At 53.8% G+C, this 23140-nt stretch carries 22 protein-coding genes; 11 read left to right on the top strand and 11 right to left on the bottom strand.

Annotated features, from left to right (window positions below; translation table 11 throughout):
* Window positions 1–143: 143 nt before the first annotated feature.
* The 3 genes from INT21_RS13210 to INT21_RS13200 all read left to right on the top strand — a co-directional run bounded on the left by INT21_RS13210 (window position 144) and on the right by INT21_RS13200 (window position 3135).
* The gene (locus INT21_RS13210) at window positions 144–1004 is read left to right on the top strand and encodes an ion transporter (RefSeq protein ID WP_193085327.1); all 861 of its coding nucleotides are present in this window, start codon (window positions 144–146) and stop codon (window positions 1002–1004) included.
* Window positions 1005–1020: 16 nt separating this feature from the next.
* Window positions 1021–2727, top strand: coding sequence for a 2-isopropylmalate synthase (gene leuA, locus INT21_RS13205; protein WP_193085326.1), 1707 nt, complete (start codon window positions 1021–1023; stop codon window positions 2725–2727).
* Between the two features lie 183 nt (window positions 2728–2910).
* Window positions 2911–3135: a hypothetical protein gene (locus INT21_RS13200; RefSeq protein WP_226930653.1), complete on the top strand. Its 225-nt coding sequence runs from the start codon at window positions 2911–2913 to the stop codon at window positions 3133–3135.
* Here INT21_RS13200 and INT21_RS13195 read toward each other — a convergent pair.
* From INT21_RS13195 to INT21_RS13170, 6 genes are read right to left on the bottom strand one after another with little or no spacing between them, the layout of a single operon-like run.
* Window positions 3086–4297, bottom strand: a complete 1212-nt coding sequence (locus INT21_RS13195; RefSeq protein WP_193085325.1) for a four-carbon acid sugar kinase family protein — start codon at window positions 4295–4297, stop codon at window positions 3086–3088. The two genes, INT21_RS13200 and INT21_RS13195, sit on opposite strands and share 50 nt — an antisense overlap.
* Before the next feature lie 2 nt (window positions 4298–4299).
* Window positions 4300–5547 (bottom strand): RuBisCO large subunit C-terminal-like domain-containing protein, encoded by a 1248-nt coding sequence (locus tag INT21_RS13190; protein ID WP_193085324.1) that lies wholly within the window; start codon window positions 5545–5547, stop codon window positions 4300–4302.
* Window positions 5544–6089, bottom strand: a complete 546-nt coding sequence (locus tag INT21_RS13185) for a VOC family protein (protein WP_193085323.1) — start codon at window positions 6087–6089, stop codon at window positions 5544–5546. Before INT21_RS13185 ends, INT21_RS13190 begins: the two co-directional genes overlap by 4 nt.
* Window positions 6090–6097: 8 nt before the next feature.
* Window positions 6098–7372, bottom strand: coding sequence for a TRAP transporter large permease (locus tag INT21_RS13180; RefSeq protein ID WP_193085322.1), 1275 nt, complete (start codon window positions 7370–7372; stop codon window positions 6098–6100).
* The gene (locus INT21_RS13175) at window positions 7363–7863 is read right to left on the bottom strand and encodes a TRAP transporter small permease (protein WP_193085321.1); all 501 of its coding nucleotides are present in this window, start codon (window positions 7861–7863) and stop codon (window positions 7363–7365) included. The genes INT21_RS13180 and INT21_RS13175 overlap by 10 nt, the downstream gene beginning before the upstream one ends.
* A gap of 3 nt (window positions 7864–7866) precedes the next feature.
* Complete coding sequence (locus INT21_RS13170) at window positions 7867–8871, bottom strand: TRAP transporter substrate-binding protein (protein WP_193085320.1); 1005 nt, start codon at window positions 8869–8871, stop codon at window positions 7867–7869.
* 111 nt (window positions 8872–8982) lie between these two features.
* On the opposite strand from INT21_RS13170, the gene INT21_RS13165 reads away from it, so the two are divergent.
* The gene (locus INT21_RS13165) at window positions 8983–10014 is read left to right on the top strand and encodes a LacI family DNA-binding transcriptional regulator (RefSeq protein WP_193085319.1); all 1032 of its coding nucleotides are present in this window, start codon (window positions 8983–8985) and stop codon (window positions 10012–10014) included.
* A gap of 48 nt (window positions 10015–10062) precedes the next feature.
* Here INT21_RS13165 and epmB read toward each other — a convergent pair whose 3' ends face one another.
* Window positions 10063–11085, bottom strand: coding sequence for an EF-P beta-lysylation protein EpmB (gene epmB, locus INT21_RS13160; protein WP_193085318.1), 1023 nt, complete (start codon window positions 11083–11085; stop codon window positions 10063–10065).
* 119 nt (window positions 11086–11204) lie between these two features.
* Between epmB and efp the strand changes: the two genes are divergently transcribed.
* Both efp and epmA read left to right on the top strand, forming a co-directional pair.
* Complete coding sequence (gene efp / locus INT21_RS13155) at window positions 11205–11771, top strand: elongation factor P (RefSeq protein WP_009721928.1); 567 nt, start codon at window positions 11205–11207, stop codon at window positions 11769–11771.
* Between the two features lie 117 nt (window positions 11772–11888).
* On the top strand, window positions 11889–12869 hold the full coding sequence (gene epmA, locus INT21_RS13150) for an EF-P lysine aminoacylase EpmA (protein WP_193085317.1): 981 nt from the start codon (window positions 11889–11891) through the stop codon (window positions 12867–12869).
* 17 nt (window positions 12870–12886) lie between these two features.
* On the opposite strand, the gene asd is transcribed toward epmA, so the two are convergent.
* The 3 genes from asd to rsgA are packed head-to-tail and all read right to left on the bottom strand — an operon-like array spanning window position 12887 to window position 15646.
* The gene (asd, locus tag INT21_RS13145; RefSeq protein ID WP_193085316.1) at window positions 12887–13720 is read right to left on the bottom strand and encodes an archaetidylserine decarboxylase; all 834 of its coding nucleotides are present in this window, start codon (window positions 13718–13720) and stop codon (window positions 12887–12889) included.
* A 10-nt stretch (window positions 13721–13730) separates the two neighbouring features.
* Window positions 13731–14573 carry a sulfurtransferase gene (locus INT21_RS13140; RefSeq protein ID WP_193085315.1) on the bottom strand — a complete coding sequence of 281 codons (843 nt, stop codon included), beginning with the start codon at window positions 14571–14573 and terminating at the stop codon, window positions 13731–13733.
* 53 nt (window positions 14574–14626) lie between these two features.
* Window positions 14627–15646, bottom strand: coding sequence for a small ribosomal subunit biogenesis GTPase RsgA (rsgA, locus tag INT21_RS13135; RefSeq protein WP_038485630.1), 1020 nt, complete (start codon window positions 15644–15646; stop codon window positions 14627–14629).
* A gap of 146 nt (window positions 15647–15792) precedes the next feature.
* Between rsgA and orn the strand changes: the two genes are divergently transcribed.
* Window positions 15793–16386, top strand: coding sequence for an oligoribonuclease (gene orn / locus INT21_RS13130; RefSeq protein WP_193061261.1), 594 nt, complete (start codon window positions 15793–15795; stop codon window positions 16384–16386).
* An 18-nt stretch (window positions 16387–16404) separates the two neighbouring features.
* Here orn and queG read toward each other — a convergent pair whose 3' ends face one another.
* Entirely contained in the window at window positions 16405–17517 is a 1113-nt protein-coding gene (gene queG / locus INT21_RS13125; protein WP_193061262.1) for a tRNA epoxyqueuosine(34) reductase QueG, read from the bottom strand.
* Between the two features lie 95 nt (window positions 17518–17612).
* On the opposite strand from queG, the gene INT21_RS13120 reads away from it, so the two are divergent.
* The 4 genes from INT21_RS13120 to mutL are packed head-to-tail and all read left to right on the top strand — an operon-like array spanning window position 17613 to window position 23104.
* The gene (locus INT21_RS13120; protein ID WP_193061263.1) at window positions 17613–19106 is read left to right on the top strand and encodes an NAD(P)H-hydrate dehydratase; all 1494 of its coding nucleotides are present in this window, start codon (window positions 17613–17615) and stop codon (window positions 19104–19106) included.
* A gap of 11 nt (window positions 19107–19117) precedes the next feature.
* Window positions 19118–19615, top strand: coding sequence for a tRNA (adenosine(37)-N6)-threonylcarbamoyltransferase complex ATPase subunit type 1 TsaE (tsaE, locus tag INT21_RS13115; RefSeq protein WP_193085314.1), 498 nt, complete (start codon window positions 19118–19120; stop codon window positions 19613–19615).
* Between the two features lie 50 nt (window positions 19616–19665).
* Window positions 19666–21147 carry an N-acetylmuramoyl-L-alanine amidase gene (locus tag INT21_RS13110; protein WP_446719050.1) on the top strand — a complete coding sequence of 494 codons (1482 nt, stop codon included), beginning with the start codon at window positions 19666–19668 and terminating at the stop codon, window positions 21145–21147.
* Window positions 21148–21169: 22 nt separating this feature from the next.
* Window positions 21170–23104, top strand: a complete 1935-nt coding sequence (gene mutL, locus INT21_RS13105; protein ID WP_442311223.1) for a DNA mismatch repair endonuclease MutL — start codon at window positions 21170–21172, stop codon at window positions 23102–23104.
* Window positions 23105–23140 lie beyond the last annotated feature (36 nt).

Below are 23140 nucleotides of genomic sequence, written 5' to 3'. Positions count from 1 at the left end.
AAAAAATCGTGAAACACCAAGGTGGCAATCGCTACCTGGGTGGCGGAGATACTTCAAGTGAAACAACAGGATATCACTTGTATAGTAAGTACGTGATTTTAGTATAAAGTGATGCCGTTAACCGTTTAGAGACTCCCTGTTCCATGAGTGAACCATTCAATACCTGGCAAGCCCGCTTCGAAAAGCTGCGCTCGAACAAGCTGTTTGAAGGCGTCGTGATTTCCATCATTGTGATTTCTGCCTTGGTAATAGGCGCGAAAACCTATGAGGAAACCTCCCGAATAGAGCAGTGGCTGCTTTATCTTGATATCGCCGTAACCGTGTTCTTTCTGATTGAGATTTTGATCAGAATGGCAGCCGAGCGCAACTTAGTCAGCTTTTTTAAGAAAGGTTGGAATGTTTTCGATTTTCTGATAGTGACCGCTAGCCTTATCCCCATGGACGACTCGGAGATGGTTTTGCTAGCACGGTTGCTGCGAATTTTCCGTGTTTTGCGCTTGGTGTCGATGATTCCTGAGCTGCAAATGTTGTTGGGGGCGTTGGTGAAGTCGGTCCCCCGGATGGGCTATGTCGTACTGCTGATGTTTATCATCTTTTATATCTATGCTGCCCTGGGTAGCTTTTTATTCCATAACGTTGACGACTTTTTGTGGGGTAACATTTCCGTAGCGATGCTCACGCTGTTTCGCATCGCTACGTTTGAAGATTGGACTGACGTTATGTATGCCACTCAAGAGGTCTATGCTTGGAGTTGGATCTATTATTTGACGTTTATATTCCTTACCGCGTTTATTTTCCTCAATATGATGATTGGTATCGTGCTCGATGTTATGCAAAAGGAGAGTGCGCAGATGGAGTTGGATAGCGGTGAAGGAGATTCTGCTCAGCTTCAAGCGTTGCGTAGCGACGTGCATACGTTAAAAGCCCAGCTTGATCGTATGGAAGCCGCCATGGTCTATAAAGGCACACCAACGACTTCAAGCGACCAAACTAAAACAGATTAACGACAGGAGCGACGTCATGATGTTGTCCGATCCCTCTAAAAAATATCGCCCCTTCGTGGCCGTTGAATTGCCTGACCGCCTCTGGCCTAGCCAGCGCATCGACATGCCCCCGATTTGGTGCAGTGTAGATTTGCGTGATGGCAACCAGTCGTTAATCGACCCCATGGATCAAGAGCGCAAACAGCGTTTGTTCGATCTACTGCTGAACGTTGGTTTTAAAGAGATTGAGGTGGGCTTCCCGTCGGCATCACAAACTGACTTCGACTTTGTCCGCTCGTTGATTGAGCAGGATAAAATTCCTGATGATGTGACGATTCAAGTGCTGACCCAGGCGCGTCCACATTTAATTGAACGCACGTTCGAAGCCCTTAAAGGCGCTAAAAACGCCATTGTGCACGTCTATAATGCCACCGACCCGATGTTTCGGCGGGTAGTGTTTAATGTAGATAAAACAGAGTGCGTGCAGATCGCCGTTGATGCTACGGCGCAAATCCGCGATTTAATGGCCGCTAATCCAGAGACTCACTGGACCTTCCAGTACTCGCCTGAGCTATTCACCACCACGGAGATGGACTTTGCGGTGGAAATTGTCGAAGCGGTGATGGATACCTTCGGGCCTAGCATTGATAACCGGATGATCGTTAACTTACCGGCCACCGTAGAAGTCGCAACACCCAATAACTATGCCGATCAAATTGAGTGGTTCTGTCGTCATGTTAAAAAGCGCGACACGCTGATTGTCAGTGTGCACCCTCATAATGACCGCGGTACTGGCGTGGCGGCGGCAGAATTGACGCTAATGGCCGGTGCTGACCGGGTGGAAGGTACGCTGTTTGGCAATGGCGAGCGTACTGGTAACGTGGATATCGTGACGCTTGCGATGAACCTCTATACTCAAGGCGTTCATCCGAACTTGGACTTCTCCAACATTACGCCCATTATGCGCGAGGTGGAGTACTGCAATCAGTTACCCGTCCACCCACGCCACCCCTACGTTGGCGATTTAGTATTTACTGCGTTTTCAGGCTCGCATCAGGATGCGATTAAAAAAGGCATGGCAGATCGTCGTGCTCATCCTGAGGCGCCTTGGGATGTACCCTATTTACCCATCGATCCGCTGGATGTGGGGCGTAGCTATGAGGCGGTGATTCGCGTTAACAGTCAGTCTGGGAAAGGCGGTATTTCCTATCTGCTGGAACAGGAGTACGGCATTGAACTGCCGCGCAGGCTGTCGATTGAATTTAGCCAAGTCGTGCAAGAAGTTGCTGACCGCACAGGGCGCGAAATTACCTCACAAATGATTTACCAGGCGTTTGCTGATGAGTACCTGGAGCAGCATTCGCCGCTGGCGCTGATAAGCCATCGCCTTTCCTCTGAACCAGAAAGCCCAAAAGTTGCGCTTGAAGCGATACTGGAAAGCGGAGGTGAGCGCCAAACGGTAACCGGTGAGGGCAATGGCCCCTTGGCCGCGTTTGTGAAAGCGCTGGTGGCTAGCGGTCAGGAGGTGGAAATAATTGATTACCATGAGCACTCTCGCGGACAAGGGGCCGATGCTGAAGCAATCGCCTATGTTGAGGTGCGCATTGATGGCAAAGCAGTGTTTGGTGTCGGCAGCGACGAAAGCATCACCAGCGCGTCGATGAAAGGTGTGCTTAGTGCCATAAACCGTCATCACTCCACCCAACCTGCAGCGGCGAACGTGACGACGGAGACGTTAAGGTAATCCGGCAGTTGCCAGTTGAGTGAGGTGGATCTCGATGCGACCCCTGGCAGATGATTGTGGTAATCGCGATAGTGATCGCAGGGTTAGCATCAACTTTGGCCTCTCATGAACCCGTATCGGTGCGGCCAAATGGGTATTGCCTTGTTGGATACTGAAGGACATGGCTGACTCAACCAGTTTGTAGTGGATAGCGATGGCGATGTTCATTGGCTGCAAAGCGAGCGGATCGTGGCAGGCCTAAGCGATTTCTTTACCAGCACCAGCGGTATTCGCAGTCTGGAAAATCTGTGGCGCCGCGATGAAGCGATTGGTGCCGCGGATCTGGGCTGGGTCGGTGTCGATCTTTTACTAATGCCGCTTATTTATCGTTTCGGCAGGTTAGCGCGCAAACCCTATCAAAAAGCGTAACTGAGCCCATTTGACCGCCCTTCATAATCACCGGTAGCTGATAGCCGTCGGCAAAGTTTGCCGCACAAACCGGTACGCCTGCCTCAAGTGGGCCGATATAGTCAATGCTCTGGGGCGCTAAGTGTCGGATGGCAAGGCTTGAAGTGTCTCCCCCAGCAATTAGCAGTGTACCGATACTGTTTGAGCGGATGAGTGACGCGATCAGTTTCGCAGAGTATTGGGCGATGTCTAATGCCGTAAGACCATGGGTTGTATCTTCATCGAGCACGGCAAGGGTTGCCTGTCCTTCCCGCAGGAGACTTACAATCTGCTCATACTCAACGTGTGATTGATGTGCCAGCTGGCGAGCCGAAATCGTCACTTTTGTCATGTTGTGAGTGGCTGCTACCTGAGCGGCCGTCACAGAGGAGCGGCTGCCCGCAAAGACGAGCAGCGGGCCGGGGAGGCTGCTGGGCGGCTCTAACGCCTGATGGTTTGGATAAATCGCTTCTACCACGCTGCTGGCGCCAACCCACAACTGTGGCGTTAAAGCACTGCGAAACCGTTCGCCGATACGTTTGAGATCGTTGGTATCAAGCGTATCGCATAGCACTGGCGTACTAGGGGGGGGATCGTCACTGTGCAGCGCAATCCTATTCAGAAGCTGAACGTTGGCCAGGCCCATGTGGCTAAAATGGCGGCGCAAGTCAGCTTCCTGCATGGGCGTAACCGGGTGTTGCTGCATGACAGGATGGTGGTCGATCCGATAAATCTGCCCATCCGCGCTTTTTGCAAATAAGTTACCAAATATGCAGTAACGCCCAAGGCTTGGCTGGCCACCCACTATCAATGTGGTGGCCGGTTTTAGCTGTTCAGAAAGGGCAGTAACGGCGGTGGCGATATTGCCAGTGTTTGGGCTACTATCAAAGGTGGAGCATACCTTTAGGTGCAGAATGTCAGGCTGATGTGGCAATAACTGATGGCCGATACGCTGCATTTCCGTGGCTAATGCCTGTTGGCCCATGCTGCGTGCAGCCGTTGCGATACCAAAAGCATCAAGGTCGACCACTTCTTCGCAGGTGGGAGCCTCTAGGTAGAGCCGCGCCTTTAATCCGGCGCGCCGTAGGGTCGCCAAGGTATCGGATGCACCGGTAAAGTCATCTGCGACAAATATATAGCGCATGTTTAGCGCCCACCGTAGAAGTCGAGTGCCCTAGCAAGCGCCGGGCGATGGGCACACGCTAACGGCGTACCTGCTTCAATGCTTTGCCAGGCTTCTTGAAGGCTTTCCACGCCTGCCGCAACGCCATCAGGGTGAGCAAGAATTCCACCTCCGGCTAAAAACATAAAATCAGTACTTTGGATTTTATTGCAGGTAAGCGGCAGGGTGCCGGCCCATTGGCCGGAGGAAAATACTGGCATCACTCGGTCATCTGCCCCCCCTAGCGCTGTGAGTGAAAGCTTGGCTGCGTGGGCCACTTCGTCGGTTTGGTCGGCAAACTTTCCGCCCATACCATGAACGTGCATGTGGTCAATCCCTGCCAAGCGATAAAGCGTTTGATAAGCGGAAAAATCAATACCTAATGCAGGATGGCGTGCGAAGGCACCAAAGCCGTTACGATGGCCATGAATCGCTAACGGTGTTGACGCTCGCAGGCTTTGCAACGCGGAAAGCCCACACCAGTTAAGGCTCGCCATCACGCAACTGCCGCCTTCGGCCTGAACATGATCGGCGTGTTGGCGCATGGCATCCAGCTCATCGGTAATATTGAACGCGACCATAACGTTGCGTCCGCTACGCTCTCTAAACTGCCTGACACGCTGCATTACCGCGCTGACGCGTTCTTCTACTGGCGCATACGGGTGATTGCCTGCGATTTCATCATCTTTGATGAAATCGACGCCAGCCTCGCAAAGTCGCTCGACAAGATCGGCAGTCTCAATAGGGCTCATGCCAATATTAGGCTTTAGAATGGTGCCAAACAGGGGGCGACTTTCTACGCCTGTCGCGCTACGCGTACCGGCAATACCGTGAATCGGCAGCGAGTAGCGGTCGCGATATTCTGGGCGCAGCTGCAGCGCCATCAAGCGTAAGCCGGTAAGCTCGCCTAAGTCGAAAAGGTTCCCGGCAACGGTTGCGGCAAGATTCGGAAGATTAACCCCGACGTTGTCTTCAGGGTATTCAATCTCCACCGCCACCTTTTTCCACGGGCCTTTAACACCCTTGCGCTCCAGATAGGCGCTGTAAAGACTGGGCGAATCCAGCTCTTCGAGCACCTCAAGATGAGTGACTCTGGCACCAAAGCGCTCTCTGATGGCTTCAGTCTCGCCCTTTACTTTGACGAAGGTGCCTGAGCTTTGCTCACCGGCCATCATCTCTGCTACGAGCGATGGATCAAGCGGCGTCTCGATCTGATAGGCAGCGCGAATCATGCTTCTGCCTCTTTCAGGTTCGGGAAGGGACGAACGGGATCTTTACCGTCCCAGTTTTCGGACGCTTCACGGATCATGCGGAACATTTTTCCCTTGGGGCCCAGTACCTCGGAAAGCTCAATAACGGTACCTGGGTGGTACTCACGGTCAAAATAAGCGAAACGACCATTAGCGCCGACCTCACCACTCATTTTGACGTGATAACCGCGGGCCTGCATGGCGGCAAGGTCGGTGTCATAGTCTTCCGTCCAAAAGGCGACATGCTGTAACCCTGTATTGCCCGCTTGTAGAAAATCACGGTACATGGAGGGGGCATCGTTGCGCGTTTGGATCAGCTCAACCTGAATGAAGCCCGAGTTAGCCAGGGCCACCGAGTTATGCACGTCATAGTGCTTGCCGTCATACGTATAGTTCTCGATAGGTACGCGCGGGTTGTAGAAAAAAGGCCCCACACCCATCACTTTGCTCCAGTACTCCATGGCCGCTTCGATATCGTTGACCACATAACCTAATTGACGAATAGCTCCAAGATATTGGCTCATGATACTTCCTACATAACAAGGTTAGGCAACCAGGTGGACAAAGAGGGCACCAAAGTGACCAACGCCAAGGCTGCAAAAAGGGAAAGATAGAAGGGGGCTACACCGCGAATAATCGAGGAAAGCGGCATTTTGGTAACGATTGATACCATGTAAAGACTCATGCCCACCGGCGGGGTCAGCAGTCCAAGCATCAGGTTGAGTACGAACACCACGCCTAGCTGTTCCGGGGGTACACCTGCTTGCAGCAAGGCGGGTGTCACAATCGGGGCGATGATAAGGATCGCGACGATAGCTTCCAGGAACATGCCCACGACCAATAAAAGCAGGTTCAGCAGCAGAAGAAGAACGAGCGGATTATCCGACACGCTCAGTAACCACTCACCTGCATGGGCTGGAACACGATCCATGGTGAGTACCCAGGCAAACAAGGCTGCGGAGGCGACAACAAAAAGCACGTTGGCGGTCGATAATACGGTTTCTCGGGTACAGGTCAGAAATGAACGAACGGTTAAAGTGCGATAAATAACCACGCCAATAAGAATGGCATAGGCAGTGGTCATGCCCGCTGCTTCCGTTGGCCCGAAGTAGCCGCTGACCATACCGCCGACTAACAGCACCGGGGCGAGTAAGGCAGGCAGCGAAATCAGCGTTTTTCTACGAAAGGCGGCAAAGCTTGGCTGTACATCATCTCGCGGCAGTTGAGAGCGTCTTGCCATGACCGCGACTTGTATCATTAACGCCGCTGCCACTACGAGCGCAGGGACGACGCCAGCCAACAGCGCACGGATGGTGGAAACTTCAGCCGCCGTGGCAAAGATGATCAGGGGAATCGACGGGGGAAAGATCGGCCCAATCGTCGCCGCGGCAATCGTAAGACCGGCTGCAAAGCGCTTGGTGTAGCCCTGTTGCTCCATCTGACGAATTTGAATGCCGCCCAATGCCCCGATATCGGCTAATGCTGCGCCGGACATGCCGGAAAAGATCAGGCTGGTGAGTACATTAACGTGTGCCATACCGCCGCGAATGCGCCCAACCACCATACGCATCAGTTCAAACAGATGCGTCGTGACACCCGTGGCGCCCAGCAATGACGCTGCGAGTATGAAAAGCGGCACCGCCAACAGTGGCGTACTGTCCAGCGTATTAATGGCGCGCTGCGCCATGACCGTGAACGGCAGGTCGTAGAAAAAAATCACCAGCCCAGCGGACAGGCCCAGACTAACCGCGACCGGCGCACCAATCAGCAAGCTTCCCGCAAAGATGAGCAGTAGCGTTAAGGACATACTAAAGCCCTCCGCTGCATCATCCGCCCCAGGCGATAGACTGATATCACCGCCAGCAACCCGATGCTGATAAGCGCTGGCATGTATAGCCACAGGTTGGGGATGCCCATGGCGGGCGAGGAAAAGCGCCCCGCGCGCAATAGAAAGCGATAAAACCCGTAAAGTGTCAGGGCGCAAAAGCCTAACGTTGCCAGTTCTGCGATCGCTAAACACAAGGTGCGCTTAACGCCTGATAGCGCATCCGCCAGCATGGTGACTGCGACATGCTGGCCATGGAACAGCAGGTAAGGGGTCGCCAGGTACACCATGGAAATACCCGCAAACCGGGAGGCTTCATCCGCCCATGGCAGCCCAGTGCTGAATAGATTCCTGGCGAGTACCTGAGCGACGACCAGTACGGTGATGATCACCAGCAGTAGCATCGCAATACCCACACAAATCTCGGACAACCGGCTAAGACTTCGCCCTAATAGGGGTTCTTGACCGTTCATGGCTTAACGCGTTTCGTTGATGAGTTGATAGAGATCGCCGTATTGATCGTCGAACTCCTCAGTAATTCGCGCTTGCACACGCGTACGGAAGGCATCTACATCCAGGCCTTCTTCCGGGCCAATAATCTGCATACCTGCCTCGGCAAGTTGCGCAAGGTCACTGGCTTCTGCTTCCAGCATGGCGGTGGTAGCGCGTTCGCGTACTTCCAGCGCCGCTTCAGCGATAGCCGCTTGATTTTCGGGGGATAAGGACTGCCAGGTATCATCGTTAATGACGATAACCTGCGCGGCGCTGATGTGACCCGTCAGCATCATGTGGCTTTGTACTTCATTAAGTTTGGCGCTGACCACTACGTTGACCGGGTTTTCTTGGCCTTCAACCACGCCGGTTGCAAGTGCCGTGGGTACTTCTGACCAATCCACCGGCACCGGGATGGCGCCCATTCCTTCAACGGTCGCCATATAGATGGGGAATGGAATCGAGCGAATTTTGACACCGGCTAAGTCGTCAGGCGTATGGATCTCCTGGTTGGCAGTAAGATGCCGGGTGCCAAAGTAGAAGGCATACAGCAAGCGTACGCCTGAAGCATCAGCCAGTTCTTCGTTCAGCGTGCTCATCACCGGAGAATCGACATCCATCACCTTCATCAGATGATCAACATCGCGATATAGGTAGGGCGTATCAAAGGCGGCGAACGGAGCGTAGAGAGAGCCAATAGCCCCCGCGGTATTGTGGGAAAGCGCAATGGAGCCTGTGGAAACCGCTTCGGCGAGTTCCTGCAGGCGGCCTAGCTGAGAGTTGGGGTAGATCTCAACGGCCACATCGCCGTTAGTTTTTTCTTCAATGGCGTCCGCCAGCCATTCGGCCTGCATACCCGCAATAGAGTTGGGTGTATGCATGTGTCCGTAGCGAAGAGTGACTTCCTGTGCGGTCACGCTTGTTGCACCTAGTGCGAAGATGCCTGTTATTAATGCGAGATGGCTATTGCGAACTAGTTTAACTAGCATTGTTATTCTCCATACGATGATTGTTTTTTATTGTTTTGTAGCCAAGTGTTTTCCACCAGCTACTAACCAATAGGCTAGGGCAGGGCTGCTCTCTTAAGCAATGAGGAATTCATGATGGTTTTTGATGTAAAGCGTCCCTTGATACCTGACATTGCCATGGCCGCAGGCGTCTCAACGGCAACGGTGGATCGTGTTCTGAACAGGCGGCCCGGTGTGCGCAACGTTACGCTTCATCGCGTGCTGGAAGCGGCGGTCAAGGTAGGCTATTTAGGCGAAGAGGAGGTTAAAGCCCGCCTGGGGCCAGTCTTTTCAAAAGTTGTGTTTTTATTACCGCAGGGGAGCAATCCCTATCTCACCGGGCTAAATACCTATGTAAGAGCCTTGGCAGAACAGTCGATGGAGCCTCTTAAGGTGCGCAGCCACTTCATCGAAAGCTTCAATCCAGAGGCGTTGGTTCAGGCCTTGCGGCGCTACGGCAAAACTTCTGATGCGGTGATTTTCATGGCCATTGAGCATCCCAAAGTGCGTCAGGTGATCGATGAGCTGGTGAATGCCGGAAAACGCGTCGTTACCATTATTTCTGACCTGCCCACCTCGAACCGGCATGCCTATATCGGGATTGATAACTTTGCCGCAGGGCGTACCGCCGCCAAAGTAATGGGACGCTTTTGCCGTGCCCCTCAAGGTAAGTTGGCGCTGGTGGCGGCGAGCCGCGCTTATCGCGCGCATATGGAAAGGGAAATGGGGTTTTTGGCGCTGATTGAGGAGAGCTTTCCTCATTTAACGGTGATTGGACCTCAGGAAGGCCATGATAACCGGGATGAAAACTACCACAACACGTGCCGCTTATTAGAGCAGCATCCGGATATTGTCGGGATCTATAATGTCGGTGGCTCATCCGATGGAATTGGTCGAGCGCTGCATGAATCCAAGCGCGATAAAGAGATATGTTTTATAGGGCATGGCCTAACCCCCGATACGCGCAGCATGCTAGTCGAGGGCGTAATGGATATGGTCATCACCCAGAACCCGAGCGCCATCTATGCCCGGGCAATTGAAGTAGCAAGCGGTGAAAAAACGGATAGCGGTGCTGTCTCGATGGAAATCTACTTTTCTGAAAACCTTCCCATCGCAAATTCTTAGCTTGTGCAATAGAAGGTCTTCAAAATGTTCAATCAGCCAGTTGCGCTTTTAAAGCGGCGTTTTGCTCGCTTCCCCAGGCACTTCGCGCACTAGCCTGGGCATCAAAAAGCCGGGTAAGTGATCACGCAGTTGAGTGACGAGTGAGCGCGCTTCGTCATCCGGCACATCAAAGTGCGCCGCTCCCTGAACCGGGTCTAGAACATGCAGGTAGTAGGGCAGCACGCCCGCTTCAAAAAGGCGTTCGGACAGAGTAGTCAAGGTGCTGACGCTATCGTTTATTCCGCGTAGTAACACGCTTTGGTTGAGCAGCGTTACACCTGCTTGCTTTAAGCGTGTGCAGGCATCAATGACCGCTTGGTCAATCTCATTGGCGTGGTTAATATGCAGTACCATGACTTTTTGCAAGCGTGTCGCCGCTAGCCAGTCAAGAAGGGCATCATCAACCCGGTCGGGTATCACCACGGGGAGGCGCGTATGAATGCGCAGCCGCTTGAGATGCGGAATATTTTCAAGCTGCTCCACCAGCCACGCCAGTTGGCGATCATTGGCGGCCAACGGGTCTCCGCCAGAAAGAATCGCTTCGTGAAGGGTGGTATCGGCGCGCAGGTAATCCAGCGCTTCCTGCCATTGCGCTCTGGAAGGGGAGTTGTCGCTGTAGGGAAAATGGCGCCGGAAGCAGTAGCGGCAGTTGATTGCACAGTTAGGGCTGGCAATTAACAGCACGCGGCCAGCGTACTTATGAATGAGCCCCTTAACAGGCTGATGCTCTGCTTCTTCTAGCGGGTCGGTGACGTAACCTTGCGGTGTTGAGGCTTCATCGCTTACCGGCAGTACTTGGCGGAGCAGAGGGTCATTGGGGTCGTTGGGGGCAATGCGCGTAAGATAGGCATCGGGAACACAGATCTCAAACAGCTGGTGCCCAGTAGAAGCACCAGGTAGCCAGCTGTCGTCCAAGTTTAAGCGCTTGCACAAAGTGGCTGGGTCGCGAATCGCTTGGGAAAGCTGCCGCTGCCATGACGCGTAAATCTGGGTAGACGGGCGCTTATCAGCGATAATAATGTTCTCCTGCAAAAAAGCCCTCCTTCGGGTTATCATGCGCGCACTTATTAGACGACGCTTACAACGATATTATCAACGGCGAAGCATGGCTTCGCGCACTACGTTACTGAAATAAAACACTGAGAGGCATCATGGCGAACTATTCTACCAATGAATTCAAAGGCGGTTTGAAAGTAATGCTCGACGGCGATCCTTGCTCGATCGTCGAGAATGAATTGGTCAAGCCCGGCAAGGGGCAGGCATTTAACCGCGTTAAGCTGCGCAACCTGATGACTGGCCGTGTTGGCGAGCGTACTTTCAAATCCGGTGACTCACTGGAAGGTGCCGATGTCATGGATCTGGAGATGGAATATCTCTACACCGACGGCGATATGTGGCACTTCATGAAGACGGATGGTTCCTTCGAGCAGTACGCCGTTGAAAAGAAAGCGTTGGGCGATACTGAAAAGTGGCTCAAGGAGCAGGTGCCTTATATTATTACGCTTTGGAACGATAAAGCGATTTCCGTTACACCACCCAACTTCATTGAACTGGAAGTGGTTGAGACGGACCCAGGTTTGAAAGGTGACACTGCCCAGGGTGGTTCTAAGCCTGCCACACTTTCATCCGGTGCGGTTGTGCGCGTACCGTTGTTTATCAACCAGGGTGAAGTGCTGAAGATTGATACGCGCTCTGGCGACTATGTTTCTCGAGCATAAGTGTTTCTCGAGCATAAGCACTGCCGAGTGACCGGTAGTTAGTTAGCCGCGAAAGCATCTACTTTATAAAGCCACGTGATGACCATGCGTGGCTTTATAGCATTGGAGGGGACGTAAATGACGGCTAGCTGGCAGCCAACGGCAAGTATCGAAACGTTGCGCGAGCGTGCACGCTTACTCGCTGGGGTGCGTGCGTTTTTTGCTGAGCGGGATGTGTTGGAGGTGGAAACACCGGTGTTGGGGCAGGGGGGCAGCACCGATGTGCACTTAGTTTCGCTCGCTAGCATGGCGCGTACTGATAAAGGCCAGCGTAGACTATGGCTGCAAACGTCGCCCGAGTTTCATATGAAGCGCCTGCTGGCCGCAGGTAGTGGGCCGATATTTCAACTAGCTAAAAGTTTTCGTGATGGTGAAATTGGCAGCCGCCATAATATTGAATTCACTATGCTTGAGTGGTACCGCCCAGGGTTTACCCTGGCACAGCTGATTGATGAGACGACCACGCTGGTTGCTAACGTGCTGCCGAGTTTTGCAGGCCCTGTGGTGCACTATCGTTACCGTGAGCTGTTTCATACCTACTTAGCGGTAGACCCCTTTACGACCTCTATTGAGACATTGCGTACGTTGGCTGCAGAGCGTGGCCAAATGCCGACACATGCGCTAGCAGAAGAGAGCCGCGATACTTGTCTCGACCTGTTAATGAGCATGGTAATTGAACCCACGCTTGGCCAAAACGAACTGAGTGTTGTGGTGGATTATCCTGCCAGCCAAGCGGCCTTGGCGCGCCGCCATCAAGACGCAGATGGTGAGTGGGTCGCTTCTCGCTTTGAGCTTTATCTCAATGGTGTTGAGCTGGCGAATGGCTATGATGAGCTGATTGATGCTGAGGAGCAGCGGCTGCGTTTCAGTGAAGACAATGCCGAGCGTCGCCGTTTAGGTTTACCTGAGGTGGATGTTGATGAGCAGCTGCTAGCAGCGCTAGACCATGGAATGCCAGAAAGCGCCGGGGTGGCATTGGGTATGGACCGTCTTATTCAGCTGGCGCTGGGTAAAGCACGCCTGGAAGACGTGCTTACATTTTCAACAGCTAATTGTTAGCACTAATTTCTCGCGTTTTAGGGCTCGCCCAGTGTTTGGCCCATTTGTACCTTGGCGCCCAGCGGGTTGTCTTCAAACGTCACCGGCTTGGCAAAGCACATCACCACCGTTGAGCCCAGTTTGAAGCGGCCCATTTCAGCGCCTTTTTCAAGCGTGATTGGTTGCCCGAAACGCATGCGCTGAGGGTGTCCTGAAAGCGGCGTCACTTGGCCTGCCCAGACAGTCTCGATCGCCGCGACGATCATTGCACCTACCAATACCATGGCCATTGGGCCGTGCTGGGTATCGAAAATACACACCAATCGCTCGTTACGAGCAAACAGCCCTGGCACGTAGTTAGCGGTTGCTTGGTTGACCGAGAAGAGCCGCCCTGGCACATAAATCATCTCGCGCAGGGTGCCTGTAACCGGCATATGTACGCGGTGGTAATCTCGAGGAGAGAGGTAAACAGTCGCAAAACTGCCGCCCATAAACTCTTCGGCTAGCGCGCTGTCGCCACCTAGCAGGGTTTGGGCAGAAAACGTGTGGCCTTTCGCCTGTACTAACTGGCCTGCCTGTAAACGCCCGAACTGTGACAGGGTGCCATCAGCAGGGCTTAGCAGGCCCTCTCCCAATGGCCGAGCATCGGCTTTCAAAGCGCGGGTGAAAAAGTCATTAAACGTTGCATAAGCGGTGGGGTCTGGCTCCAGCGCTTGGCTCATGTCCACATTAAAACGTTTGATAAACGCCTTAATTAACCTGTTCTTCACCGCGGGAGCGTCGCACTGGGCGAGCTTACCTGTTAAGCGCGAAAGCGCATGGTGAGGGAGTGGGTACTGAATTAGGGAAAACGCTTTTTGGGAAACAGTCACAGTCGTATCTTCACTTCTCAATCGGTGTGTCGTCGCGGTTGCCCCATTCGCCCCAGGAGCCCGCATAACCACGTATATTAAAGCCCAGCGCTTTACCGACTAACCACGTGAAGCTGCTGCGATGATGGCTTTGGCAGTGAGTAGCAATTTCCATTTCGGGCGTTAGGCCGAGCGCGCCTAGTTCGGTCATTAGCTCAGCGTAATCGCGGATACGAAGTGCGCGATTGCGATCCATGACGTTGAGCCAGTCCATGTTGACCGCTCCCGGAATATGACCAAGGTGCTTATTGTTGCCTTTTTCACCATCAAACTCGCCTTTAGAGCGAGCATCCCAAACGGCGAACTGCTTATCTGCGAGCTTTTGTTTGATTTCATCGCAGGTGATTAAGGCGTGCGGGTTTAAGATCTCCGCTCGGTACTCACTTGGTGTTGGGGCGGTGGATTCAGTGCTTTCTGCCAAGCCGGAATCTCTCCATGCATGGATGCCGCCATTCAAATACGAGTAACGGGTGTGGCCGATTAGCTCCAGTGTCCATAGCAGTCGTGCCGCCCAGCCGCCGCCCTCATCATCATAAGCGACGACGTGAGTATCTCGGGTTAGGCCAAGTGCGCTGAACAGTCGTGAGAGAAATTCAGTGCTAGGCACATCATTGGGTACCGGTCCTTCGCCACGCATTAGGTAGCGAAAATCAAGGTAAATGGCACCCGGTACATGGCCTTGGCGATAGCTATCGCCATTCACTGGTACATCGATAATCAGCAGCTGTGGATTATCCAGATGTTCTTGAAGCTGCTCGGGCTCAACAATCAGCGGCAGTAGGTTGGTTTCCGATGAATGGCTAGCGGTGCTCATTGACAGCTCCCTATGCTTAGCAATTGACATATCAGGCATCAAGCTAATAAAAATTATGCGTTTAAGCTATCGAGAATGCGCCGATAGCTGGCAAAACGTTCTGGATGGATCTTGCCTGCCTCGACTGCTTCAAGTAAAGCGCAGCCCGGCTCGTTGCGGTGGCGGCAATCTCGGAAGCGGCAATGGCCAATGAACGGATGAAACTCAATAAATCCATCGGTAACTTCCTGTTCATCAAGATGGATCAAGCCAAACTCGCGAATACCCGGTGAGTCAATAAGCTCGCCGTCAGTCACTTCGTCACTACTCATCGCATAAAGCCGAGCGGTGGTGGTGGTGTGGGTGCCTTTACGCGAATCTTCTGACAGAGCGCCAATACGCAAAGTTTCATCGGGTAGCAGAAGATCAATCAGTGATGATTTGCCCACGCCACTCTGGCCGACAAACACAGATGTTCGCCCTTCAAGCTGCTGGCGTAGATCATCTAAGCCTGCTTCATTAGCAGTGGTGGTGCGCACCACGGTGTAGCCCAGTGAGTGGTAGCGCTCAAGCAGTTCTCCCAGTTTGCCACCATCTTCTGGTAGCAAGTCGGTTTTGTTGAGCACCAGCACGGGGGCAATACCTGTTGCTTCGGCAGCGACCAAATAACGGTCAATCAAATTGGGGTGAGGAGCGGGCTCTACCGCAAAGACGATCAGCAATTGATCGATGTTGGCCGCCACAGGCTTAAGCTGGCCCCGCGGGTCTGGGCGCTTTAGCACGCTGTCGCGCTCCTCGCGGGCCACGACGACGCCAGAGCCATCCTGGCCTGCTCGCCAAATCACCCGGTCGCCGGTGACCAAGCCATCTAGGTTGGCACGAAGGTGGCAACGCACGGGCGTACCGTCAGCATCGCGCACTTCTAGTGTTCGCCCGAAGTGAGCCATAACTCGGCCTGGTTGTTCGGCACCATATTCGCCAGCGGCAAGTTTTTCAGCGTCTTTCACATCACGCTTTTCAGCACGTTGGGCACGTTCCGCTTGGACTTTATCGACTCGCCACTGTTGCTGGCGACTTAATTTACGTTTGCTCATGACCACCTGATGCTCGGTACAATAGTGGCATTGTACTCACCTGGGCAGTCTACTGTCCTGTATTGGGTGCTGGTTAGGGCAATATAAGCCACACTTTAACTCTAATCGCCGTATTAAGTGGCGGTACTGGCCAAGGAATGAATGTAATGAGCGAGCAAACTGCTGACAACGCCACTCCGCGAGATGATTTGCTAGTGTGGATAGACTTGGAAATGACCGGTCTGGATCCAAACAAAGAGCGCATCATTGAAGTGGCCACATTGATTACCGATGCCGATTTAAACGTCGTAGCGGAAGGGCCGGTGATTGCGGTGAAGCAGCCTGATAGCCAGCTGGCACAAATGGATGACTGGAATCAGAAGACCCACGGGGAGAGTGGGCTGGTTGCGCGCGTCAAAGCGAGCACCGTGACTACTGCTGAGGCCGAGCAGCAAACGCTCGATTTTCTTCGCCACTATGTGGTGTCTGGCTCCTCGCCTATGTGTGGCAATAGCATTCACCAGGACCGGCGTTTCCTGGAGCGTGAAATGCCGGATCTTTGGGCGTTTTTCCATTACCGTAATTTGGACGTATCGACCGTTAAGGAGTTGGCAAAACGCTGGAATCCAGGTGCCTTAGCAGGATTTAAAAAGCAGAATGTCCATCTGGCGATGGATGACATCAAGGAGTCGATTGCCGAGTTAGCTCACTATCGCAGTACGTTCTTACGCCTCGAAACGGTAACAGACGAAGAGGAGTGAGGTAGTTTAGAGAAGTGGCTATGCGCCGTCAGTGGCAATTTTTGCACCGCGCTTGAGGCGCTGCTCCTCAAGCGCCCAAGCAACGTGCTCACGTACTAAACTGCTGGGATAGGCTCTTCTTGCCCACAAGGCTGCCTCTACCGCGCGACTCCAGGGTGCATTGCCCAGGCCGATGGCGAGATTGCGCAGCCAGCGTTCGTAGCCTATACGCCGAATGGGGCTGCCTGCTGTTTTATCCAAAAATTCGTCTTCTCCCCAAGCAAACAGGCTAAGGAGGTCGGCGCGGTCAAGGTCATGGCGCGGCGCAAAGTTATCTTCCTGGGTAACGCGGGTGAAGCGAGTGAAAGGACACACCAATTGGCAGTCGTCGCAACCGTAAATACGGTTGCCCATGGCGCGGCGAAACTCCGTGGGTATCGCGCCATGCAGTTCAATAGTGAGATAAGAGATGCATTTGCGCGAGTCGACGACCTTGTCATCTACAATGGCACCGGTTGGGCAGGCGGTGCGACAGGCGTTACAGCTGCCACAGTGTTCCTGAGTAAACGGTGCATCAATAGGAAGCGGCAAGTCGGTATACAGCTCGCCGAGGAAAAAAAGCGAGCCCGCCTTGGGATTGAGTAGCATGGCATTTTTACCAAACCAGCCAAGGCCTGCTTTTTGCGCTAAGGCGCGCTCCATAACGGGCGCTGAGTCGACAAATGCGCGATAACCAAACGCGCCGACTTGCTGCTCGATTTTTTTAGCTAGTTGCGCCAAACGTTTGCGCATTAATTTATGATAGTCGCGCCCCAGTGCGTAGCGTGAAACATAGGCACGGCTAGGTTGGCCCAGCACTTTTGTACTTTCTACTTCAGCGGGTAAGTAGTCCATGCGCACGCTGATAACTCGCTGGGTGCCGGGTTCAAGCTCCTCCGGGCGGGTGCGCTTGGTACCATGTTTCGCCATAAAGCTCATGTCACCGTGGTGACCTTTTTCAAGCCAAGTAGCTAGGTGTTTTTCATGAGCTGCTAGCTGAGTGTCTGTAATACCTACTTGCTGAAAACCTAACTCTCGACCCCATGTTTTGATTAGGGCCGCAAGATGCGTTAAGTCATCATCAGATAGTGAAAAGGTGGTGGAGTTTTGCATGGTAAATCAACGGTAGCGCGTTAAGCGCGCTATGCTAACGCATAAGTGGTTATCAACCTACTAGCGCCCAACTGTCACCAGATTAAGGAGAGATCGTGCCCACGTTAAGTACTTCCTCGCTACGCCCCCTTTATACAGCGGCTCAAGTGCGTGAGCTTGATCGGCGTACGATTGCCGGCGGCATTGAAAGTTTTGCCTTGATGCAGCGAGCAGCCTCCAGTGCATGGCACAGTTTCCGCTCCCGCTGGCCGCATGCACGAAGCGTGACAGTGCTGTGTGGTAGCGGTAATAACGGGGGTGATGGCCATGTGCTTGCTGCGTTGGCCATGCAGTCCGGGCTTAAAGTGCAACGCATCTCACTTAGGCCTTTCGAGGCGCTGACGGGGGATGTCGCCCGCGCTGCCGAACTGGCATCGGCGGCGGGCGTTGGTTTGGACCAGTGGCAGTCAAACACCACCTTGGCTGGCGAAGTGATTGTTGATGCACTGCTCGGCACCGGGCTGTCGGGTGATGTTGCCGGAGAAATAAGGCCGGTGATTGAAGCGATCAATACGTCGCATCAACCGGTGTTGGCGTTGGATATTCCCTCTGGAATCTCGGCAGACACAGGTGCCGTCATGGGGCTGGCTGTCAATGCAGCCTGCACGGTGACGTTTATAGGTGACAAAATTGGCCTGCATACAGGCGATGCACCTGCTTATACCGGCGAAATTGACTTCCGCCCGTTAGGTGTCAAGGCGCAAGCATTCTTTGATATACCGCCCAGCGCATGGCGTTTGGACGATGAGCTTTTGGGGGAGGTGTTCACGCCGCGTTCCCGTATTAGCCATAAAGGTGACCTGGGGCATGTCGTGGTAATGGGAGGCGCACCAGGGTTTGGTGGTGCAGCGTTGCTCGCTTCTCAAGCGGCCGCGCGTTTAGGCGCCGGTAAGGTCAGCTTGGCAACGGCACCTGAGCATGTGACTGCTAGTTTGATGCGCTGTCCTGAAGTAATGGCCCATGGTATTCGCGGTGGCGCCGATGCAGGCCAACTGCCTTCCCAGGCAGATGTGATTGTTGTTGGGCCGGGGCTGGGGCAAGAGGCCTGGGGGCAAGCGATACTGCAGAGTGCCTTGCAATTAGACGTGCCATTAATTGTTGATGCGGACGCACTCAACCTGTTGGCTAGTCGCTGGCCTGATGAGCGTCGTGATAATTGGGTATTAACACCGCACCCGGGTGAGGCGGCTCGGTTGCTAGGCTGTTCCGTCGCGGATGTTCAAGCAGATCGCCCAGCGGCTGCCCGAGCCTTGCAGCGAGCGCGGGGCGGCGTTGTGATTTTAAAGGGGGCAGGTAGCTTAGTGGCTGGCCCCAGCGGGTTAGTAATATGCCCCTATGGCAATCCTGGTATGGCCAGCGGCGGCATGGGGGATGTGCTGAGCGGTATGCTAGGTACACTGGTTGCCCAAAGCGACAACATGGAGCGCGGGGCATGGCTTGGGGTGATGGTGCATGCGCTGGCAGGCGATGAAGCAGCTAAAGCAACGGGTGAACGTGGCTTGCTGGCAAGTGATCTGGCATCCTATGCACGAGTGTTAATTAACCCGTGAAGGCGGCCTACATGCAAGTGCAATTGAATAATGAAGTGTCTCACGTCACCTTTGGTGAGGCATTAGGGCAGGCGCTGCAAGGTCACGGGCGTGTTTATTTAGAGGGCGACTTAGGCGCAGGAAAAACAACATTGACGCGTGGTATATTGCGAGCTTATGGCTACCAGGGGGCGGTTAAAAGCCCTACTTATACTCTGGTAGAACCCTACGAACTGGGGGCGCAGCGCATTTATCATTTAGATCTGTATCGTTTAGCAGATCCTGAAGAGCTTGAGTTTATCGGCGGGCGAGATGTGCTTGCCGATGACGCGCTCTGTTTAATTGAGTGGCCGAGCCGAGGTGAGGGTTGGCTCCCCGCGCCAGATTTGCGAGTGGCGCTGGAGGTAGCTGATCCTGGTCGCTTGGTTACGCTAACCGCAGAAACTGACTTGGGTGAACGGGTGATCAGCGAGATGGTTAGCAAGCATGGCAGTGAACAGCTTGAAAGTGGTGTGATTCAATGGCTATAAACAGCGCACTAAACTATCTGGCACGCAATGTGTCGTTTGGCTGTGTTCTTATGGTGGCAGGCGTGTCATCGCTGCAAGCGGCAACGGTAGAGAGCATGCGGTTGTGGGCGGCTCCTGATCATGCGCGTTTGGTGTTTGATTTGACGGCAGCAGCAAACGCTAATGTATTTTCCCTTGAGAACCCGTCGCGGTTAGTCATTGATCTTGATGAAAGTCATTTAGATACCGATGTGTCCACACTACCGCTGGACGGTAGTGCCATTGATGAAGTAAGAACAGGCATTCGAGACGGCGGTGGGCTTCGCGTTGTTCTGGAGCTGAATCGTGACATATCCCCGCGTCACTTTACGTTGCCGCCAAATGATCAGTATGGGCATCGTTTGGTGGTCGATCTTGAGTACCCTGGCGAGAGCGCGGTTGAGAACCCCATTGATCCGATAGAGGCGATGATTCGTGATCAAGAAATACTTGCCCAACGAGCAAATACGCAGGCCCAAGCCCAAGCCCAAGCCCAAGCCCAAGCCCAAGCCCAAGCTCAGTCTCAAGGGCAGTCTCAGTCTCAAGAGCAAGGATCGTACGAAGTACCATCACCCCAGCAGCAGCCACCTGTCGAGGTTCAGCCCGCGCAGCCGCATCCGCAGCGAGATATTATTATCGCTATTGATGCAGGACATGGTGGTGAAGACCCTGGTGCCATAGGTCCTGCTGGAACCCGTGAGAAAGATGTAGTGCTGGAGATTGCACGACGTCTTGCCGGAGAGGTAAACGGTACGCGCGGCTTTAAAGCGGTGCTCATTCGCGATGGTGATTACTATTTGGGTCTGCGCCAGCGTACCCAGCTTGCTCGGGATCAGAAAGCCGACTTTTTTGTATCAATACATGCTGACGCGTTCACGAGCCCTAGGCCTCAGGGAAGCTCTGTTTATGCCCTTTCCCAGCGAGGAGCAACGTCAGAAACGGCTCAGTGGCTGGCGGATAGCGAAAATCGCTCCGACTTGATTGGTGGTGTTGACGGCAGCCTTTCTTTGCGTGACAAGGATCAAGTACTGCGAGGTGTGTTGCTAGACCTCACGATGACGGCAACGTTAAACGATTCGCTGTCGATTGGTGGTCAAGTGCTTGACCAATTAGGCCGTATCAACCGTCTCCATAAGTCTCGTGTTGAACAAGCCGGTTTCATGGTGCTGAAATCGCCCGATATTCCGTCGCTACTTATCGAAGTTGGCTTTATTTCTAACCCTGATGAAGAGCGTCGCCTGAGGGATCCGGTCCATCAGCGTGGGCTATCAACGGCTATTTTCAATGGTTTGCGTGATCACTTCGAGCGTAATCCGCCGCCAGCAAGTCTATTGGCGTGGCAGCGCGACAATCAGCGTCGACCGAGCGGTAACGAGTACCGTATCCAATCGGGAGATACATTGTCAGCTATTGCCGTACGCCATGGTGTGCCAGTGAATCAGCTGAAGCAGGCCAACGATATTAACGGTGACGTTATCCGTGTTGGCCAAGTGCTACGTATTCCACGTTCATGATCATAAGTTTCCGAGGTGACGGTTGTCTGAATTGATCTCTTCGCCTACGCGCATTCATGTACTTGATCCTCGTCTGGCAAACCAAATTGCCGCGGGGGAAGTTGTCGAGCGCCCTTCGTCAGTGACCAAGGAGCTGATTGAGAACGCCATTGATGCTGGCAGCCAGCGAGTTGAAGTGGAGATAGAGCAAGGCGGCGCTCGGCTTATTAAAGTGCGCGACGATGGTATTGGTATAGGTGAACAGGATTTGCCCCTGGCGCTTGCTCGTCATGCAACCAGCAAAATCAACAGCCTTGAAGATCTAGAGGGCGTGAGTTCGTTGGGCTTTCGTGGCGAAGCGTTGGCCTCGATCAGCTCTGTCTCACGGCTGGAGCTGATCTCTAATGCTGAAGAGGACCCCCGCCAAGGGTGGCGAGTCGTCGCCGAGGGGCGTGGTATGGAGGCGCGGGTAACGCCTGCGCCACACCCCCGTGGTACCAGTGTCGCGGTACGGGATCTGTTCTTTAATACCCCCGCGCGGCGCAAATTTTTACGCACCGAAAAAACAGAGTTTGCCCATGTTGAAGAAGCTTTTCGTCGCCAAGCGTTATCCCGCTACGACGTAGCTTGGGTGCTGCGCCATAATCAGAAAGTGGTGCATCAATTGCCACCAGGAGTGACGCCAGCCGCACGCGAGCGGCGCATTGCTTCTTTATTGGGTAAAAACTTTATTGAGCATGCTCGCTACATTGAACGTGAAGCGGGTGGGTTGCGTATTAGTGGCTGGGTCGGCTTGCCCACGCACTCTCGTTCTCAGGCGGATCAGCAGTACTTTTTTGTCAATGGCCGCGTCGTTCGTGACCGCTTGGTTGCCCATGCTGTTCGTCAGGCTTATCGCGACGTGTTGTATAACGGTCGTCATCCAGTATTTGTGCTTTACCTGGAACTTGACCCTGATGTCGTCGACGTCAACGTACATCCAACGAAGCATGAAGTGCGGTTTCGCGATGGTCGGATGGTGCACGACTTCCTTTACTCTAGCCTGCATCACTGCCTTGCTTCTTCTAAGCCTGCTGAAGAAGAACAGAGCACCCCTTATGGGCATGAAGGTGAAGTAGCAGAGGCGGGTGTCACGGGAAACGCCAATGAGGCCGATGTTCCGGCGCCCGCTCCCCGTTGGCAGCAGCAGGGTATGGCGCTATCAGACTCACCTGAACGCCATCCTGGGGCAGAGCGAGTGCGGCGTTTTATGCAGGGCTACCAGGCGCTGCATCCGGATCATGAAGAGTCGCTATTAACGCCGCAGCCGAGCGCGCCGAGCATTAATACATCAAAAGCGACAGAAGTGCGTGAGGTTCCGCAGGCGATGCCTGAGCATGATGCAACCTCAGCGCCGCCGTTGGGCTTTGCGCTAGGGCAGTTGCACGGTGTTTATATTTTGGCCCAAAACGCTCAAGGATTGGTGCTCGTAGACATGCACGCCGCTCACGAGCGGATCGTCTACGAGCGCATGAAAAACCAGCTGGCTGCTGCCGACGGGATTGATACACAGCCGTTGCTGGTGCCGGTTTCCCTGGCCGCCAGTCGCGCCGAAGTGGCAACCGCTGAAAGTGAGCGCGATGCTATTGCCCAGTTAGGCGTTGAGCTAGATGTGGCGGGGCCAGAAACCTTGTTAGTCCGGCAATTGCCAGCCCTTTTGGCTCAGGCAGATCCAGAAGCCCTGATACGTCAAATGCTCGAAGAGCTGTCGCGGTTTGGACGCACCCATCAGGTTGAAGCACGCATCCATGAGTTGCTGTCGACCATGGCATGCCATGGTAGTGTCCGTGCAAATAGACGCTTAACCATCGATGAAATGAACGCCTTGCTGCGGGATATGGAGCGCACTGAGCGAAGCGACCAGTGCAATCATGGCCGTCCAACCTGGACGCAAATGAGTATGAAAGCACTCGACCGCCTGTTCTTACGTGGACAGTAGCGGCGTGGTTAGTTAAGACAACGAAGGGAGTGCTAA

The organism is Halomonas sp. 3F2F (assembly GCF_014897805.1).
In the GTDB taxonomy this organism is placed as follows: domain Bacteria; phylum Pseudomonadota; class Gammaproteobacteria; order Pseudomonadales; family Halomonadaceae; genus Vreelandella.
Note: the sequence above shows the minus strand (reverse complement) of the source record. Positions and strands in the feature narration are given on the sequence as shown.

Excerpts from the sequence above, each read along its gene's own strand:
- INT21_RS13210 (WP_193085327.1), top strand. The coding sequence starts at position 144 with ATGAGTGAACCATTCAATACCTGGCAAGCCCGCTTCGAAAAGCTGCGC.
- leuA (WP_193085326.1), top strand. The coding sequence starts at position 1,021 with ATGATGTTGTCCGATCCCTCTAAAAAATATCGCCCCTTCGTGGCCGTT.
- INT21_RS13195 (WP_193085325.1), bottom strand. The coding sequence starts at position 4,297 with ATGCGCTATATATTTGTCGCAGATGACTTTACCGGTGCATCCGATACC.
- INT21_RS13190 (WP_193085324.1), bottom strand. The coding sequence starts at position 5,547 with ATGATTCGCGCTGCCTATCAGATCGAGACGCCGCTTGATCCATCGCTC.
- INT21_RS13185 (WP_193085323.1), bottom strand. The coding sequence starts at position 6,089 with ATGAGCCAATATCTTGGAGCTATTCGTCAATTAGGTTATGTGGTCAAC.
- INT21_RS13180 (WP_193085322.1), bottom strand. The coding sequence starts at position 7,372 with ATGTCCTTAACGCTACTGCTCATCTTTGCGGGAAGCTTGCTGATTGGT.
- INT21_RS13175 (WP_193085321.1), bottom strand. The coding sequence starts at position 7,863 with ATGAACGGTCAAGAACCCCTATTAGGGCGAAGTCTTAGCCGGTTGTCC.
- INT21_RS13170 (WP_193085320.1), bottom strand. The coding sequence starts at position 8,871 with ATGCTAGTTAAACTAGTTCGCAATAGCCATCTCGCATTAATAACAGGC.
- INT21_RS13165 (WP_193085319.1), top strand. The coding sequence starts at position 8,983 with ATGATGGTTTTTGATGTAAAGCGTCCCTTGATACCTGACATTGCCATG.
- efp (WP_009721928.1), top strand. The coding sequence starts at position 11,205 with ATGGCGAACTATTCTACCAATGAATTCAAAGGCGGTTTGAAAGTAATG.
- epmA (WP_193085317.1), top strand. The coding sequence starts at position 11,889 with ATGACGGCTAGCTGGCAGCCAACGGCAAGTATCGAAACGTTGCGCGAG.
- INT21_RS13140 (WP_193085315.1), bottom strand. The coding sequence starts at position 14,573 with ATGAGCACCGCTAGCCATTCATCGGAAACCAACCTACTGCCGCTGATT.
- rsgA (WP_038485630.1), bottom strand. The coding sequence starts at position 15,646 with ATGAGCAAACGTAAATTAAGTCGCCAGCAACAGTGGCGAGTCGATAAA.
- orn (WP_193061261.1), top strand. The coding sequence starts at position 15,793 with ATGAGCGAGCAAACTGCTGACAACGCCACTCCGCGAGATGATTTGCTA.
- queG (WP_193061262.1), bottom strand. The coding sequence starts at position 17,517 with ATGCAAAACTCCACCACCTTTTCACTATCTGATGATGACTTAACGCAT.
- tsaE (WP_193085314.1), top strand. The coding sequence starts at position 19,118 with ATGCAAGTGCAATTGAATAATGAAGTGTCTCACGTCACCTTTGGTGAG.
- INT21_RS13110 (WP_446719050.1), top strand. The coding sequence starts at position 19,666 with ATGGTGGCAGGCGTGTCATCGCTGCAAGCGGCAACGGTAGAGAGCATG.